This window comes from Actinoplanes xinjiangensis, from assembly GCF_003148685.1.
Classification (GTDB): domain Bacteria; phylum Actinomycetota; class Actinomycetes; order Mycobacteriales; family Micromonosporaceae; genus Actinoplanes; species Actinoplanes xinjiangensis.
In genome coordinates this window covers 265,635-280,546 of sequence record NZ_QGGR01000004.1, presented here as the reverse complement: position 1 = coordinate 280,546, position 14,912 = coordinate 265,635, and the positions used below count along the sequence as shown (strand labels likewise).

10 protein-coding genes are annotated in these 14,912 nt (G+C 70.6%); 1 reads left to right on the top strand and 9 read right to left on the bottom strand.

Annotated elements, in window-relative coordinates; all coding sequences use genetic code 11:
• The 4 genes from BC793_RS11080 to BC793_RS11060 all read right to left on the bottom strand — a co-directional run bounded on the left by BC793_RS11080 (position 1) and on the right by BC793_RS11060 (position 9,452).
• The gene (locus BC793_RS11080) at positions 1–1,584 is read right to left on the bottom strand and encodes an RNB domain-containing ribonuclease (protein WP_239169866.1); all 1,584 of its coding nucleotides are present in this window, start codon (positions 1,582–1,584) and stop codon (positions 1–3) included.
• 356 nt (positions 1,585–1,940) lie between these two features.
• Positions 1,941–7,418 (bottom strand): hypothetical protein, encoded by a 5,478-nt coding sequence (locus BC793_RS48760; protein WP_146246232.1) that lies wholly within the window; start codon positions 7,416–7,418, stop codon positions 1,941–1,943.
• Positions 7,419–7,784: 366 nt separating this feature from the next.
• Positions 7,785–7,991 (bottom strand): hypothetical protein, encoded by a 207-nt coding sequence (locus BC793_RS11065; RefSeq protein WP_109591939.1) that lies wholly within the window; start codon positions 7,989–7,991, stop codon positions 7,785–7,787.
• A gap of 435 nt (positions 7,992–8,426) precedes the next feature.
• Positions 8,427–9,452, bottom strand: coding sequence for an aspartate-semialdehyde dehydrogenase (locus BC793_RS11060; RefSeq protein WP_109591937.1), 1,026 nt, complete (start codon positions 9,450–9,452; stop codon positions 8,427–8,429).
• A 102-nt stretch (positions 9,453–9,554) separates the two neighbouring features.
• Here BC793_RS11060 and BC793_RS11055 point away from each other — a divergent pair, with 102 nt between their 5' ends.
• The gene (locus BC793_RS11055) at positions 9,555–10,352 is read left to right on the top strand and encodes a class I SAM-dependent methyltransferase (protein WP_109591935.1); all 798 of its coding nucleotides are present in this window, start codon (positions 9,555–9,557) and stop codon (positions 10,350–10,352) included.
• 2 nt (positions 10,353–10,354) lie between these two features.
• On the opposite strand, the gene BC793_RS11050 is transcribed toward BC793_RS11055, so the two are convergent.
• The 5 genes from BC793_RS11050 to BC793_RS11030 form a co-directional block, all read right to left on the bottom strand.
• On the bottom strand, positions 10,355–10,939 hold the full coding sequence (locus tag BC793_RS11050; protein WP_109591933.1) for a M15 family metallopeptidase: 585 nt from the start codon (positions 10,937–10,939) through the stop codon (positions 10,355–10,357).
• Between the two features lie 52 nt (positions 10,940–10,991).
• Complete coding sequence (locus BC793_RS11045) at positions 10,992–11,600, bottom strand: GTP cyclohydrolase II (RefSeq protein ID WP_109591931.1); 609 nt, start codon at positions 11,598–11,600, stop codon at positions 10,992–10,994.
• A gap of 89 nt (positions 11,601–11,689) precedes the next feature.
• Complete coding sequence (locus tag BC793_RS11040) at positions 11,690–12,820, bottom strand: ABC transporter permease (RefSeq protein WP_239169864.1); 1,131 nt, start codon at positions 12,818–12,820, stop codon at positions 11,690–11,692.
• 27 nt (positions 12,821–12,847) lie between these two features.
• The gene (locus BC793_RS11035; protein ID WP_109591929.1) at positions 12,848–13,759 is read right to left on the bottom strand and encodes a serine/threonine dehydratase; all 912 of its coding nucleotides are present in this window, start codon (positions 13,757–13,759) and stop codon (positions 12,848–12,850) included.
• A gap of 9 nt (positions 13,760–13,768) precedes the next feature.
• Entirely contained in the window at positions 13,769–14,827 is a 1,059-nt protein-coding gene (locus tag BC793_RS11030; RefSeq protein ID WP_109591927.1) for a type I glyceraldehyde-3-phosphate dehydrogenase, read from the bottom strand.
• Positions 14,828–14,912: the final 85 nt, after the last annotated feature.

Here is a 14,912-nt window from a genome sequence, read left to right as displayed (position 1 = left end):
TCAGACGCGCTCGAACCGAACCGTCCGGCTCGCCGGGTCCGCCGACGTCAGCCGCACCGGAACCCGCTCACCGAGCGGCAGGTCCCCGGCACATTTGGCCCGCACGGCCGGCTCGTCCAGGGCGATCGTCCCGCCGGCCGGCCGTTTCCCGTTCGCGTCCTCCCGATCCAGCACCGCCGCCTCGAACACCTCCCCGACCCGGCCCTGGAGCAGCACCGCCTCGGCCAGATCGATGGCGCCGCGGTCGGCCGCCCCCGCCACCCGATCGGTCGCCGCCATCGCCTTCGGCAGCCGGGGCAGAGCGTCCAGCACCCACCCGGGAACCGCCCGCCCCTCGTACATCGAAAGGCAGACCTCCGTCGCATATCGATCCGCAAGCCGCCGCAGCGGCGCCGTGACGTGCGCATAGGGCGCCCCGACGCCACCGTGCCCCGCATCCGCCGGGATCGGAAGAACCCCCTCGCCGGCCTCGGCCGCCTCCCCCACCGGCCCGGTGCCGGCCCCACGGCCCGTCGCAGCCACCGACGGCCCGGAACCGGCACCGCCGGCCGGCCCCGGTGTCTGCCCGGGCGTCTGCCCGGAAGGGGCGCCACGGCCCGGCTGGGACGATGCCGCGACGCCGAACGCCGTGTAGCCGGCGCCGCGCAGCAGTTCGGCGGCCTGGTCGAGGAAAGCGGCGCCGCGCGGGTCCGCCGGGTTCACGGCGGCGATGACCGCCCCGACCCGCGCCCCGTCCGGCCAGGGGATGCCGAGCGGCCCGGCCGCCGCCCGTAGCTTCTCCACCGCTTCCGGTTTCGGTGACGGCATGGTCCGGATCAGCCCGACCCCACCGTCCAACATGATCCGCGCCGCCGCCATGCCGGTCAGCAGCGAGATCTGCGCGTTGTGCTCCTCGATCGCCAGTGGCGCCCGCAGCACCAGCCGCCAGCCGTCGCTGTCCCGCTCGATCTCCTGCGACGGCAGCGGAAGATTCACCGCACCCCGATCCGAGGCGCGCCGGGCGAGCAGCCCGCCGATCTCCGGCAGCAGCGTCAGCATCTCCGGCGCGGTCCCCGCATCGATCTGCCGCTGCACCCCCACATAGTCCAGTTTCGCCCGGCTGCGCACCCGGGCCCGTTCCACCCGGACGGCCACGGTCTCCCCGTCACCGTCCAGATCGATCGTCCACACGACGGCGGCCCGCTCCCCGCCCGGCAGCAGACTCGCCGCGTCCTCACTCAGCACCGGCGGATGCAACGGAACCCGGCCATCCGGCAGATACACCGTCTGCCCCCGCGCCCAGCTCTCCGCCTCCATCGGGCCGCCCGGCCGCACATAGGAGGCGACATCGGCGATCGCATAATGCACCCGATAGCCGCCACCGGCCCGCCGGCTCAGATGCATGGCCTGATCAAGATCCCGGGACGTCGCCGGATCGATCGTCACGAACTCGATCCCACTCCGGTCCGTCTCCGGCATCACCGTGGCCCGAGCGGCCGCACCGGCCTCAGCGAGCACCCCCTCCGAAAATTCGTCCGGCAATCCCAGCTCCCGCCGCAACCCCGAGAAGTCGATCTGCGGCGCCACCACCCGTTTCATCGGCACGGCTCATTCCTACCAGCCGGCGAGAGCCTTCGGGCCCGCCCGCTCCCGGCTGATGTCCTCAGCCTCAGAACCGTTCCCGTCCGGCCGGACCTGGTGGAGTCGATCTCGCTCGGCAGGGGTGCGGACGCGGCCGGGTCGTCGAACACGCGGAAGCGCGCTGCCTGGTGTCTCCACCAACGACAACGCGCTTCCAGTTCACATCAGCGACCAGTACTCCCGGCTCACGTCAGCTACCAACGCTCCCGACTCACGTCAGCCTCAACACCCCCGGTTCACGTCAGCGACCGCCGCTCCCGACTCACATCAGCGACCAGCGCTTCCGATTGACGTCAGCTACCAGCGCTTCCGGTGTCAGCTCAGCGGCGGCGTGCCGCCGCGCGGGACGCCTGTACCGGCTCGCTCCGGGACGTGTTGCGAGCGGTTCGAGCACTGCCCGGAGTAGCCCCCGCATTCGTCCCTGAACTACGAGGTGCCCGGGTGGCCTTGGCCGCGTTCCCGGTGGCCTTCACCGTGCCGCCGCCCGCTGCCCGGCCCGCCGCCCTGGCCGGTGCCGCCTTCGCGTTGGCCGCCTTACCCGCCGTACTCTTCGCCGCGCCGGCCCTGCTCCCCGCCGTCTTACCGGCCGCAGTCCCGGTCGCCGAGGACCGTCCCGGGGCTGTGGTCATGGACGCCGCGTTCCCCCGACCGGCAGTTGCCCGCCCAGCCGTGGCCTTCGCCGCGTTCCCGCGGCCGGCGGCTACTCGTCCGGCCGGAGCCTTGCCAGCCACGTTCCGCCCGGTGCCCGCGGTACCGGCGGAACCACGACCAGCGCCTGCCCGGCTCCCCGCCACGGTGGCCGCCGGCGCGGCTTTCGCTCCGGCGGCCTTCGCCGCAGTCGCCTTGGTCCCCGCGGGCCTGACACCCACCGCGGCAGCTGAGGCCTTGGCGGCAGCCGTCTTGGTAGCCGTTGCTTTGGTCCCCGTCACCTTGGCAGCCGCAGCCCTCGCTCCGGTCGCCTTGGCAGCCGCAGTCTTCACTCCGGTCGCCTTGGTCGCAGTGGCCTTGGTCGCAGTGGCCTTGGTCGCGGTCGCCTTGGTCGCGGTCGCCTTGGTCGCAGCCTTCTTCGCAACGGTTGCCTTAGTCGCTGCCGCTTTAACCGGCGCAGCCTTGACCGCGGCTGCCTTCGTCCCGGCGGCCCTCGCCGCAGTGGCCCTCGCCCCGGTCGCCCTGCTTCCGGTTGGCTTGGCAGCCGCCGCGCTCGTCGCCGTCCTGTTCGCAGCCGCCTTGGTTGCCGTCGCTTTGGCCCCCGTCGCCTTGGTCGCGGTCGCTTTGGCAGCTGTCGTCTTAGCCGCTGTCGCCTTGGTCGCGGTCGCCTTGGCAGCTGTCGTCTTGGCCGCCGTCGTCTTAGCCGCCGTCGCCCTTGTCTCAGCGACCTTCGCAGCCGTCGCCCTACCACCGGCCTTGGCGGGGGCAGCCTTGTTAGCTGCACTCTTCCGGCCAGGTACAGCCGTTTTTCCGGCGACCTTGGCGGTAGCCGACTTCGCGGCCGCGCCCACCTTCGCCGCAGCCTTCTTCGACGTTGCGACCTTCTGCGCGGTCGCTCCGGCCACCTTGACCGCAGCGTTCTTGGCCGCGGTCGACTTGGCCACCGTGGCACCAGCTGCCTTGGTCGCAGTCTTCTTCGCGGCAGCCGCCTTGGTCACAGCGGACTTTGTCGCCTTCACAGCGGTCTGCTTCGCGGCCGCCGCCTTCGTCCCGATCGCTTGTGCTGCGGTCTTCTTCGGTGCCGCGGTCTTCTTCGCAGCCGCCGCCTTCGAAGCCGCAGCTTTGGCACCGGCGCCCTTGCCCCTGGTCACTTCAGCCCCGGTCGCCTTCGCCGCAGCAGCCTTCGCCCCAGCTCTGCTGTCGACAGCCTTGGCCCCGACCGCCTTTGCACCGGTCGCCTTCGTGCCAGTCGCCTTCGCCCCAGCCACCTTGGCTCCAGCAGCCTTCGTTCCGGCCGCCTTAGCTCCAGCAGCCTTCGTTCCGGCCACCTTAGCTCCAGCAGCCTTCGTCCCAGCCACCTTCGTTCCGGTCGCCTTCGCCCCAGCTACCTTCGCGCCGGTCGCCTTCGCACCGGTCGCCTTCGCACCGGTCGCCTTCGCGGTTTCGGCCTTGGAACCGCCGGCCTTCGTTCCTGCGCCGGTCGTGCCCGCACGCTTGGCAGCCGTAGCTGCGGCCGCCTTCGTGGCCCGGGTCCCAGCGCCTCTGCCGGCCGGCGCCTTCATCGCGGTGACCGCTTCTCCAGTCGCTGCGCCCTGCTCGGCAGTACCGGCCCTGGACGCGGCTGCCTTCGACGCAGCCGTCTTGGACGCAGCCCTGTTCCCGGCGTTCCCGATCGTCTTGACCGCGGCCGACTTGGTTCCGGCTGCCGTCGTACCAGCTGCCTTCGCCTTACCCGTTCCGGCCGTCGCGCTCCGGGTCGTGGCGGCTTTCACCGCACCGCGCCCCTTAGGCGCACCACTGCCGGCAACCGTGGCGGACGTACCGTCGGTCCGAGCCGAACCGCCCCGGCCCCCCACCGTCTTGACCGCCGTCGCCGCGACTCCCGCCGCTTTGGCGGCCGTCCGCGCAGCTCCCGCCGCTTTGCCGGCCGTCGCCTTGGTCCCCCTGCTCTTCGCCGGAGCCGCCTGCACCGCAGTCGCGTCCTCGGACGTGGCCGCAGCCACGTTGCCCGCAGTCGCCTCGGCCCCCACCTTGCCCGCAGCCGATCTGCCCGCTGCCGCCCGGCCAGCCGCCGTCTTGCCAGCCGCCGTCCTGCCAGCCGTAGCCCGCCCCGCCCCGCTCGTGGCCGCTGCGGCCTTACCAGCAGTGGCCTTGTTGGCGGTAGCTGTGGTGGCCGTCATCTTGGCCGCCCGGGTTCCACCTGTTCGGGCGGCGCCTCTCCGGGGCGTCGTGATCTCGTCGAGTTCAGCCGCCTGGATGTCTTCCGCGGTCCTTTCGGCGACCGGCGGTTCCGCAGTGTCCGGCTCATCCGTCTCGGCGGCCTCTGTCCCGCGCCGGCTCGGCCTGGAGGAGGGCCTCCGCCTGCTCGAGACGGGCGCGGTGACGGTCACGGCTCCCGCGAGGCCACCCGCCGCCCCGGTGTCCCCGCCATCCTCATCATCGAGTTCGTCGTCCAGGTCACCCCCGGCAGGCTTGTCCCCGAACGGCCGAAGGAGCGCATCACCGTAACCGGCCGCAGCGGGAGCGCCCTGGGACTCGTCGCCGGTCCCAGCGGAGACGCCCCGAACCTCATCGTTCTCGGGCTCACCCTCGGCGGTCAGGTCGAGCTCCCGCCCATCCGAGCTGGAAATTCGCGCGAGCGTGGACACCCAACCCGATTCGACCGCATCCGCGGGCCCCGTGTAATCAGGAGCTTCCTCGTCGTCGTCGGCGGCGGAGTCGTCCGCTCCGGTCTCCAGGGCTTCCAGATCGGGGCGGTCCGCTCCCCACTGGTCGGAGTCCTCGTCCGGCTGGGCGGGCCCGCGATTCGGCGGGAACCATCCACCGAGGAACGGCACATCCGACAGGGACGCGGCGTCGGGCCCGTCCTCGTCCTTCCCACCGTTCGCCTCGGAGACGTTCTGTTCCGGCTCCACCTGCGGGGCGAGATTCTCGGGCGCGCGCCCTTCGTCGTCCTCGTCCCAGTCGTCATCGGTGGAGACGGTCACCTGGTTCTTCGGCAGGTTGCTCATGGCCGCGGCAACCCGTCGCGATCCACCGGCCCGACGCACCGGAACAGCGTGTCCGGCCTTCGATCCGATGGGTACGGTCCCGCCCTCCGACCCGAGAGGCGCGGTCACACCCTTCGACCCGAGAGACGCGGTCACACCCTTCGACCCGATGGGCACGGTCACACCGCCGCTCCTGCCGGCGCCCTTCTCAGCCGGGCCGCGTCCGCCCGAAGCCGCCGCGATCTTGCGGCCCCCGGCGGTCACCCGTCCAGAACCCCGTTCCGCCGCACGTTCCAGAGCCACCACGTTCCCGCCGACGATCTTTCCCGCGCGGGCGGCGGCGGTGTTCTTCCCACCGGTTCCTTCGCCGTTCCCCGCGGCTCCGGCCGCTGCCTTTCCGGCAGCAACGACATTCCGACCGGAAGCAGTGGTACGACCGACCGCAGCGTTCCCGCGCCCAGCCGCAACCCCGGCGCCCTTACCCGTGCCGGTCCCCGCCGCCGACGTCTTGCCCGCTGCGCTCCTACCCGTCGCCGCAGTGACGGCCTTACCCGAAACAGCACGGCCGACGATTCCCCCGGCCTTGCCCGCCCCGGCCTTGGCCAATGGAGACTTCCCCACCGCGGCTCCTGCACGCACTGCCTTACCGGATGCCGCTCCACCTACCCCGGCGCCCGTCCGAACAGTTTTGACAGTCCCGGAATCGGCCGACGAAATGGCCTTCGCGCCCTTTTCGGTCGCGCTCTTGGCCACCAAGCTCTTAACCGCCGCGCTCTTGACCGCCGCACCTTTGGATACCGAGCCCTTGGCCACGGTGGGTTTGGCCACCACGCCCTTGGCCACCGCAGACTTGCCGACCGCGCCTGTCGCTACCGCGGACTTCCCAACCGCGCCCTTAGCGAGCGCCGACTTGCCGACCGCGCGGGTCGCTACCGCGGGCTTTTCAACCGCGCCCTTAGTGAGCGCCGACTTGGCCACCGCGCCCTTGGCCACCGCGCCCTTGGCAACCGCGCCCTTGGCAACCGCGCCTTTGGCTACCGCAGACTTCCCGACCGCGCCCTTAGCGAACGCAGATTTGGCGACCGTACCTTTGGCTACCGCGGACTTGGCGACTGTGCCCTTGGCGATCACGGATTTGGCAACCACGGACTTGGCGGCAGTAGACGTGGCGGCAGTGGACTTGACCGCTGCTGATGTGCCTTTGCTGGTAACGGGTTTGGCCGTCGGTCCGGCGACACTCGCCGCTTTGCCCGATACGGCCTTCCCTACGGCACTCCGCGCCGGGGAGACCTTCCCGGCGGAGGCCACTGCACCACGGCCGTCTCCTCGCCCCATGGCGATGTTCTTGCTGGTTGCCGGTCGACCACCCGTGGCTCTGGCGGCCGGGGAGCCGGCGGCAGTGACCGCACTGATCGACTTTCCACTCGATCGAGCGGCCGCCTTCACCGGCGTGGACGACGCGGTGGCCCCACGCTTCCCGGTAGTTGATGACCCGGCGGAACGACCGGCAGCACTCTTACGTTCGAGAACCGTGGTGGTACTGCCCTTCGGCGACAGACCACCGCCGGTGGCCCGCGCTGATACGACCCGTACCGGCTTACTCGCCGCAACGACCCGCCCGGCAAGCTTCTTCGCCGCCGCCATTTCGACGGCGGCTTTCCCCCCGGCACGTGGTGCGGCGACCTTCCCTGCACCGGAACTCAGAGTGGTCGCGTTCTTCGTCGCGCCCGAGCCCCGCGGCTTGACGATTACGGCAGCCACCGCGGGTGCCTTGCGGCCGGCGGTGACGGTCGCGCCGCCGGCCGTCCGCTTCCCGGAAGCCGAAGCGGTCTCCGCGGCTTTCCGCCCGATAGCCGGGGCAGTCGCTCCAGTCCTACCGCTGGCGGCCCCCGCAGCCTGCCTACCGACAACCTGCTTCTGATCCTGCTTGCCGACGATCTGCTTACCCGCGGCAGGCTTCACAGATTGCTTGCCCACCACCTGCTTACCAGCGGCAGGCTGCTTGCCCACCACCTGCTTACCAGCGGCAGGCTGCTTGCCCACCACCTGCTTACCAGCGGCAGGCTGCTTGCCCACCATCTGCTTACCCGCGGCAGACTTGGAGGTCGGTTTGCCGACGGTCTCCTTCACAACGGCTTGCCTGCCAGCGGACTGCTTCACCACGGCCTGCTTGCCCACGGCCTGTTTGGCTGCGGGCTGTTTGGCTGCGGGCTGTTTGGCACGCTTGGGCGCGGGAGCCTTCGCTGCCGGGGCCGCCGTGCCCGAGCGGGCAGCGGCGGCGGTCTTCTTCGGTGTGGCCGCCGTCGCGGTGGAGGCGCCGCGGGCGGAGGTGGTGGCGGCGGTCGCGCGGGTGCCCGTACCGGATGGGGTGGTTCTGGGTCGTGGGCCCGTGCCGGAGGCAGCGGGCCTTGTCGAGGCCTTTTTGGCAGCGGGCATCGAGGTGTTCCTCCTTGCGAATGACTGCGGGCACGTCCGCGCCGGGAGACACGCGGCTCCGGCTCGGGACGGCCGGAGCGGCGGATTACGTCAGCTGGCTTCCCCTGTCCAGCGGGCGTCCTCGGCATCCCACTCGGCATTGCGCTTCTCGACGGTCTCGAGTGCCCGCGTCGCGTCGTCAGCCGTGGCGTAGGGACCGAGCCGGTATTGAGCGGGGCACACGTCGTCGCCGCTCTCCACCCGGTGGTCGCGGAGGCACCAGAAGTAGCCCGCTCCGCCCAGCCCACTGTCGTTCATTCCATCACTGTGCCGCTAAAACCGGCCAAGCGCTACCGATTCGTGCAAAAAGTCCCAAATTCCCATTGTTGAGCTGAACATAAGGGACTTCACGCCCGTCGAAACCGTCATCAGGTGACAGATCGGTCGCTCAGAGGTCGCTCCGGCGTCGGCGGAATCCCGTCACCGGCGGATATCCCCGGGAACGGCCGATAGAAACGCCCCGGGCCGACAAAGGCGACGATGAGTTCTCCGAGGCCGATAGCCGCGGCGGGGCGGCGCCGGGGGTGAGGGACGCATACACCCGTGAGGCGCGGTGAAGCCGGGACGCCGGGACCGCGTCGCGCGGGAGCCCCGGAACGGCGGAGTTGCGCCTGATGTACGGGCCGGCCCGTACCGAAAGAGAAATGCCGCCCCGGCCTGTCGACCTGGGCGGCATTTCGCCGGATGTGCGGGTCAGCCGAGTTCGGCGGCGACCAGTTCGGCGATCTGGACCGCGTTGAGCGCCGCGCCCTTGCGGAGGTTGTCGTTGGAGATGAAGAACGACAGGCCGTTCTCGGCGGTGGGGTCGACGCGGAAGCGGCCCACGTAGGACGGATCGCGGCCGGCCGCCTGCAACGGGGTCGGCACGTCGGAGATCTCGACACCGGGCGCGGAGGCCAGGATCTCGCGCGCCCGCTCGGGGCTGACCGGGCGGCTGAAGCGGGCGTTGACCTGGATCGAGTGGCCGGTGAAGACGGGCACCCGGACGCACGTGCCGGAGACCAGCAGGTCGGGGAGACCGAGGATCTTGCGGCTCTCGTTGCGGAGCTTCTGCTCCTCGTCGGTCTCGTTGCTGCCGTCGTCGACGAACGAGCCGGCCTGCGGGATCACGTTGAACGCGATCGGCTGCGGGAAGACCTTCGACTCGGGGAACTCGACCGCGGAGCCGTCGTGGGTCAGCTCGGTGGCACGGTCGGCGACCTTCTTGATCTGCTCGTCGAGCTCGGCCACACCGGCGAGCCCGGCGCCGCCGACCGCCTGGTACGTGGTGGCGATGAAGGAGACCAGGCCGGCCTCGTCGTGCAGCGGGCGCAGCACCGGCATCGCGGCCATCGTGGTGCAGTTGGGGTTGGCGATGATGCCCTTCGGGCGCACCCGGGCGGCGTCGGGGTTGACCTCGGCGACGACGAGCGGCACGTCCGGGTCCATCCGGTACGCCGACGAGTTGTCGACGATGACCGCGCCGGCCTCGGCGAAGCGGGGTGCGAACTCCTTCGAGCCGCCCTTGCCCGCGGAGAAGAGCACGATGTCGAGGCCGGAGTAGTCGGCCGTGGCGGTGTCCTCGACGGTCACGTCGCCGTCGCCCCACGAGATCGTGCGGCCCGCGCTGCGCGCGGAGGCGAAGAGCCGGAGCTGGGTCACAGGGAACTGGCGCTCGGCCAGGATGCGGCGCATGACGCCGCCCACCTGTCCCGTCGCACCGACGATACCGATCCTCATGGCCACCAAACTACGTCCTGAACAGCGCAGCAAGAAATCGTGTTATCCAAATAGTGAGAAGCTTGTCCCACATTTGAGGAAGATAGGCCTAGCGTCAGTGCCATGGCGACCTACACCCATGGACACCACGAGTCGGTCTTGCGCTCACACCGGTGGCGCACCGCAGAGAATTCGGCGGCGTACCTGCTGCCGCATCTTTCCTCCGGATTTTCCCTGCTGGACGTTGGATGCGGCCCCGGCACGATCACGGCCGAACTGGCCGGACTGGTGGCACCCGGCCGGGTGACCGCTCTGGAACAGACCGCACCGGCCCTCGACCTGGCCCGCGCGGAGATCGCGCGCCGCGGCCTGACCGGTGTCGACTTCGCGGTCGGTGACGTGCACGCGCTGGACTTCCCGGACGGCACGTTCGACGTGGTCCACGCTCATCAGGTGCTCCAGCACGTGGCCGACCCGGTCGCGGCGCTGCGGGAGATGCGCCGGGTCACCCGGCCGGGCGGCCTGGTCGCGGCACGCGACAGTGACTATGCGGCGTTCACCTGGTTCCCGGTGCTGCCGGAGCTGGACGAATGGCTCGACCTCTACCAGCGGGTCGCCCGGGGCAACGGCGGCGAGCCGGATGCCGGGCGGCGGCTGCTGTCGTGGGCGCGCGCGGCCGGGTTCACCGAGGTGACCGCGACGGCGAGCGTCTGGTGCTTCGCGAACCCGGAGGACCGGGAGTGGTGGGGCGGCATGTGGGAGGAGCGGGTGCTCAACTCCGAGATGGCGTTCTCAGCGATGCGCACCGGCGCCGCGACCGAAACCGACCTGCGACGGATCTCGGCCGGCTGGCGCCGGTGGGCTGACGATCCCGAGGGCTGGCTGATCATCCCGCATGGAGAGATCCTCTGCCGCGTCTGAGATCAGGGGCGGAACGCCCAGTGCCACGACTCGCGCGGCACGTTCTCCACGAATCCGTAGTTCTTGGCGTTCTTCCGCATCCAGGAGAGCGCCTCGGAGTTCAGGTCCAGGTCGGTGGCCATGCCCCAGCCGTGCTCGCTGGTGCCGGGCTTGGCCGCCAGACCGCCCTGTGAGTAGAGGCCCTTGCGGCGGGCCAGGTCGACCTGCTCGGCGTACGGCCGGTAGGAGTCGGTGATGCCGATCTTGACGCCCTGGCTCCGGGCGTCCTCGATCATGCGGTTCAGCTTCTCGGCGGCCGGCGCCCACAGCTTGTGGTTGGTGGTGCCGACCCGGCCGAGCGCGTCGGCCGGGATCTTGCCGTTCCCGTACGCGGCAAGATCCTCCGGGATACCTTTACTGTTGAGTTTGTAGGCTTTGTCCGAAGCCCCGGTCGACGCGACAGCACTCTGGAGATGGCTGGCGAAACTGGCCTGGGCGGGCGTCTCCGTCCGGGTGCGCGCCGTCGTGGTCGTGGCCTGTTGTCCCTGCAGCGCGAGAATCCGGCTCTGGATGTCCGCGATGCGCGAATTCACTCCCTCGATACCCACGCCTTCCCGTTCGGCGCGCCTCAGCGAATCTGAGGCGCAACCGAAGAGAAACTCAGGACGCCGGGGCCAGATCGATCGTGTGCTGGGTGTGGGCGACCTTCGCCTGGAGGTAGCGCACGTTCGCCGGGGAGGCGTGCACCCCGGTCGGCCGGACCGCCCGCACGTCGACGCCCAGCTCCCGAAGCTGGCGCGACTTGTCCGGATTGTTGGTGAGCAGGTCGACCGACTCGACGCCGAGCGACTCCAGCATCTGGGCGGCGGCGGTGTAGTCACGCTCGTCGTCGGCGTGGCCGAGAGCGCGGTTCGCCTCGTACGTGTCCATGCCGAGGTCCTGCAGGGCGTAGGCGTCGAGCTTCGCGTACAGCCCGATGCCCCGGCCCTCCTGCCGTAGGTAGAGCAGATAACCACCGGTCTCGGTGATGCGCTCGACAGCCTCGCGCAACTGCGGGCCGCAGTCGCAGCGCTGTGAACCGAAGACATCGCCGGTCATGCACTCCGAGTGCAGCCGGACCAGCGGGGACTCGGCTTTCGCGACGTCCCCGAGGGCCAGTGCGAGATGTTCTTTACCGTCGGACAGACCGGTGAAGGTGACGACCTCCGCGGTGGTGCGATACCCATCGGGGAACTCGAGCGGAACGGTGACGCGCGTACGAACCGGCATGCCCTCTCCCTGTGCACTTGATACTTCAAGTACGGATCGACCGTACGCGCCGGTTCATGAGGTGGCCATGGTTGCCGGTGGGTCGCCGATCACAGGCCCAGATCGACCTCGGATGTCCGGTCGGTCCGGTTGGGAAGAATGTTGGTGATGAGCACGATCAGGCAGCCGATCGCCGCGTAGAGCACCAGCACGGTCAGATGCCCGCCGATCGGGGCGTCCGGAAAGTAGAGATTGTCACGAACCGCCTGCACGCCCGCACCGGTCGGCAGGTGCTCCCCCAGCTCCCGCCCGAACGCCGGCAGGAACTCCGGGAGGATGCTCGCCCCCGAGATCACCGTCCCGATCGTGAAGTAGAACGCGCCGACCAGCGCTCCGGCCGCGCCGACCAGCGCCACCGCCCCGGCCGTCGACCCGGTCACCGCCAGCGAGATCAGCGAGAAGATGCAGAGCATCTCCAGGTGGTCGGCCCCCGCACCGACACCGAACCAGCTCATCGACCAGAGGACCACCCCGGCCGAACCGACCGCATAGAGGACCAGCGTCGCGAGATGCGCGACGCCACGGCGCCAGGATCTGCGGGTACGCGGAATCAGGCGCCCCAGCCCCATCGAGGCGATCGTCCCGCCCAGCGACAGCGCCTGGGTGAGGAAACCCAGCGACACCCCGTTCACGTCGTCCGCGGGCAGTGGCACCACGTCGACGGCCTTCGGGGTCGCGATCAGGGACTGGGCCACCGTGACCCCGACCGGGTCACCGGCCCGGGCCATCGCCTCCACCTGCTCCGCCTTCTGCTGCCGCATCACGTTGTCGTAGGTGGTACGCAGCAGCGACGCCGCCGAGGTCCCGGCGGCTCCGGCCACGTAGAGGACCGGCTCGTCCCCGGTCACGTCCACCCCGCCGTAGACCTCACGTCGTTTGATCGCGGTGGTCAGCACGTCGGCCGAGGCGTAGTCGCCGACCTCGAACGCGCCGCCCTCCTCCAGCATCGTGGTGATCGACTCGCGCTGATCGGGACCGGCGACCAGGCCGACCGGCAGGTCGTGCGGTGCGGCCCGGTGCCCCATGCCCAGGTAGTAGGCGGTGAGCAGCAGCTGCACCAGCATGCCGACGACGCAGACCGCCGTCGCGAACCGCCGGAACTGCTGAACCGAGGTCGCGCCCGCCTCGGACTTCTCGTCCGCCGTGGGCGCACTGTCCGCCGTGGGCTCGTCGTCCTTCACCAACCGAGCCTCGCCGAATCGGCGGGTCTAGGTGGCCAGATCCGCCGGATCGGTGTTGGCGCCGCAGAGCAGCACGACCACACGTTCGCCGGGCTCGGGGCGGTAGGCGCCGGACAGCAGGGCGGCGTGGGCGGCGGCGGTACCGTGCTCGACCACGAGCCGGTGCTCGTCCCACAGTCTGCGGCGGGCCTCGACGATGGCACCGTCCTCGACGAGAACCGAGTCGATCTCGGCCGCCCGTGCCAGCGCGAATCCGATCTCCCCGATCCGCCGGGCGCCCAACGAGTCGGCGGCGACACCGGAGACCGGGACGTCCACCGGTTCACCGGCGGCGAGGGCGGCATGCAGGGCACGGGCGCCGGCCGGCTCGGCCGCGACGATGCGGACACTGCGCGGCAGCGATGCGACGACCCCACCGATCAGGCCACCCCCGCCGACCGCCACCAGGACCGTGTCGAACCCGTCCGGCAGCTGGGAGAGCAGCTCGAGGCCGAGCGTCCCGTTGCCCGCGACCATCTCCGGGTCGTCGTAGGCGTGGCAGAACAGCGCCCCGGTCTCCGCCGCACGGACCACGGCGGCCGCGTACGCCTCCGCGTACTCCCGGCCCTCCTGAACCACCCGGGCGCCCAGCTTGCCGAGTTTCGCCACCTTGACCGCCGGCGCCGTGACCGGCACGAACACCTCGGCCCGGTGGCCCAGCTCACGGGCCGCATACGCGGCGGCCAGCCCGGCGTTGCCACCGGAGGCGGCGACCAGCCCGGCCGCGGACACCGGCCCGGCGAGGATCCGGTTCATCATGCCGCGGGTCTTGAACGAGCCCGCGTACTGCGTGAACTCGAGTTTGAACCACAGGTCCGGCCCGGCGGCGAGCACCGGGGTCCGCCGGATCCGCCCGTCGATACGTTTCGCCGCCGCCCGTACGTCTGCCAGGTCCACCACGTCGCCAGCCTAGGCGACGCTCCACGAGACCCGGCTGGAGCCGACCGGTAAACGCTCGCCCACCAGGCGCGCCAGGTCGAGTAATCGGTTGGAGAAGCCCCACTCGTTGTCGAACCAGCCGCGCACCTTCACCCCGCCGTCCGCGGTGGTCTGCGTGCCGGAGGGGTCGAACAGGCAGGACGCGGAGTTGTTCTTCACGTCGATGGAGACCGTCGGGTCCGGGTCGTAGGCCAGGATGCCGCGCAGCGGGCCGGCGGCGGCCTCGGCCATCGCCCGGTTCACCTCCTCGGCGGTCACCGGGCGGCCGGTCTGTCCGGAGAGTTCGGCCAGCGAGCCGATCGGGGTGGGCACGCAGTAGTAGCTGTAGCGCATCTCGCCGATCTCGGGCAGCGCCACGCGTACCAGATCACCGACCACGTAGTTGTGCGGGATGATGCTGTCCCCGCCGGCCCGGCCCAGGCGCGGGTCGTCCCGGGAGTTGCCGGCGGCCGAGTCCTGGACCCGCTGCCAACCCTGGCTGGCCAGGATGACCGAGGTGTTCACCGAACCCAGCCCGAACCGGTCGAGCAGCACCTTCGCCATCACGGTCAGCGCGTTCACCCCGCACGAGGCCGGCGAGACGACGTCGTGCCCCACCGGGTCGTAACTCTGGTGGTTGGCCCCGAAGACCAGGAAGGCGTCCGGGTCGTCGGCGGAGGCGCTGATCACCACCTTGCGGGCACCGCCGTGGGTGATGTGGTGGCGGGCCGTGGTCCCGGCGCGGAACCGGCCGGTGGCCTCGATCACCACGTCCACCCCGTGGTCCGCCCACGGGATCCGTTCGGGCCGCTCATGGTGGAACGTCCGGATGGCGTGGTCGTTCACCACCAGGTACTCCCCCCGGGCGGTGACCGTGCCGGGGAACGAGCCCCGGATGCTGTCGCGCCGGAGACCGTAGGCGAGCTTCTCCGTGGACGCGATGTCGTTGACCGCGGCGATCTCCACACCCGGATTCGGCACGGAGGCCACGATCCGGGTCAAACTTCGGCCGATCCGCCCGAGTCCATTGATCCCGATCGTGACAGTCATCGAGCGCTCCTCGATTTGTGATGCTTTGCCAGCATTCCCCCGTGACTTGGCCTCCCCTGTTCTCACAAGGGTCCACCCGCAGTCA

Bases quoted from the DNA above. Each gene is read 5' to 3' on its own strand.
- BC793_RS11030 (WP_109591927.1), bottom strand. From the start codon at position 14,827: ATGACTGTCACGATCGGGATCAATGGACTCGGGCGGATCGGCCGAAGT.
- BC793_RS11060 (WP_109591937.1), bottom strand. From the start codon at position 9,452: ATGAGGATCGGTATCGTCGGTGCGACGGGACAGGTGGGCGGCGTCATG.
- BC793_RS11045 (WP_109591931.1), bottom strand. From the start codon at position 11,600: ATGCCGGTTCGTACGCGCGTCACCGTTCCGCTCGAGTTCCCCGATGGG.
- BC793_RS11065 (WP_109591939.1), bottom strand. From the start codon at position 7,991: ATGAACGACAGTGGGCTGGGCGGAGCGGGCTACTTCTGGTGCCTCCGC.
- BC793_RS11055 (WP_109591935.1), top strand. From the start codon at position 9,555: ATGGCGACCTACACCCATGGACACCACGAGTCGGTCTTGCGCTCACAC.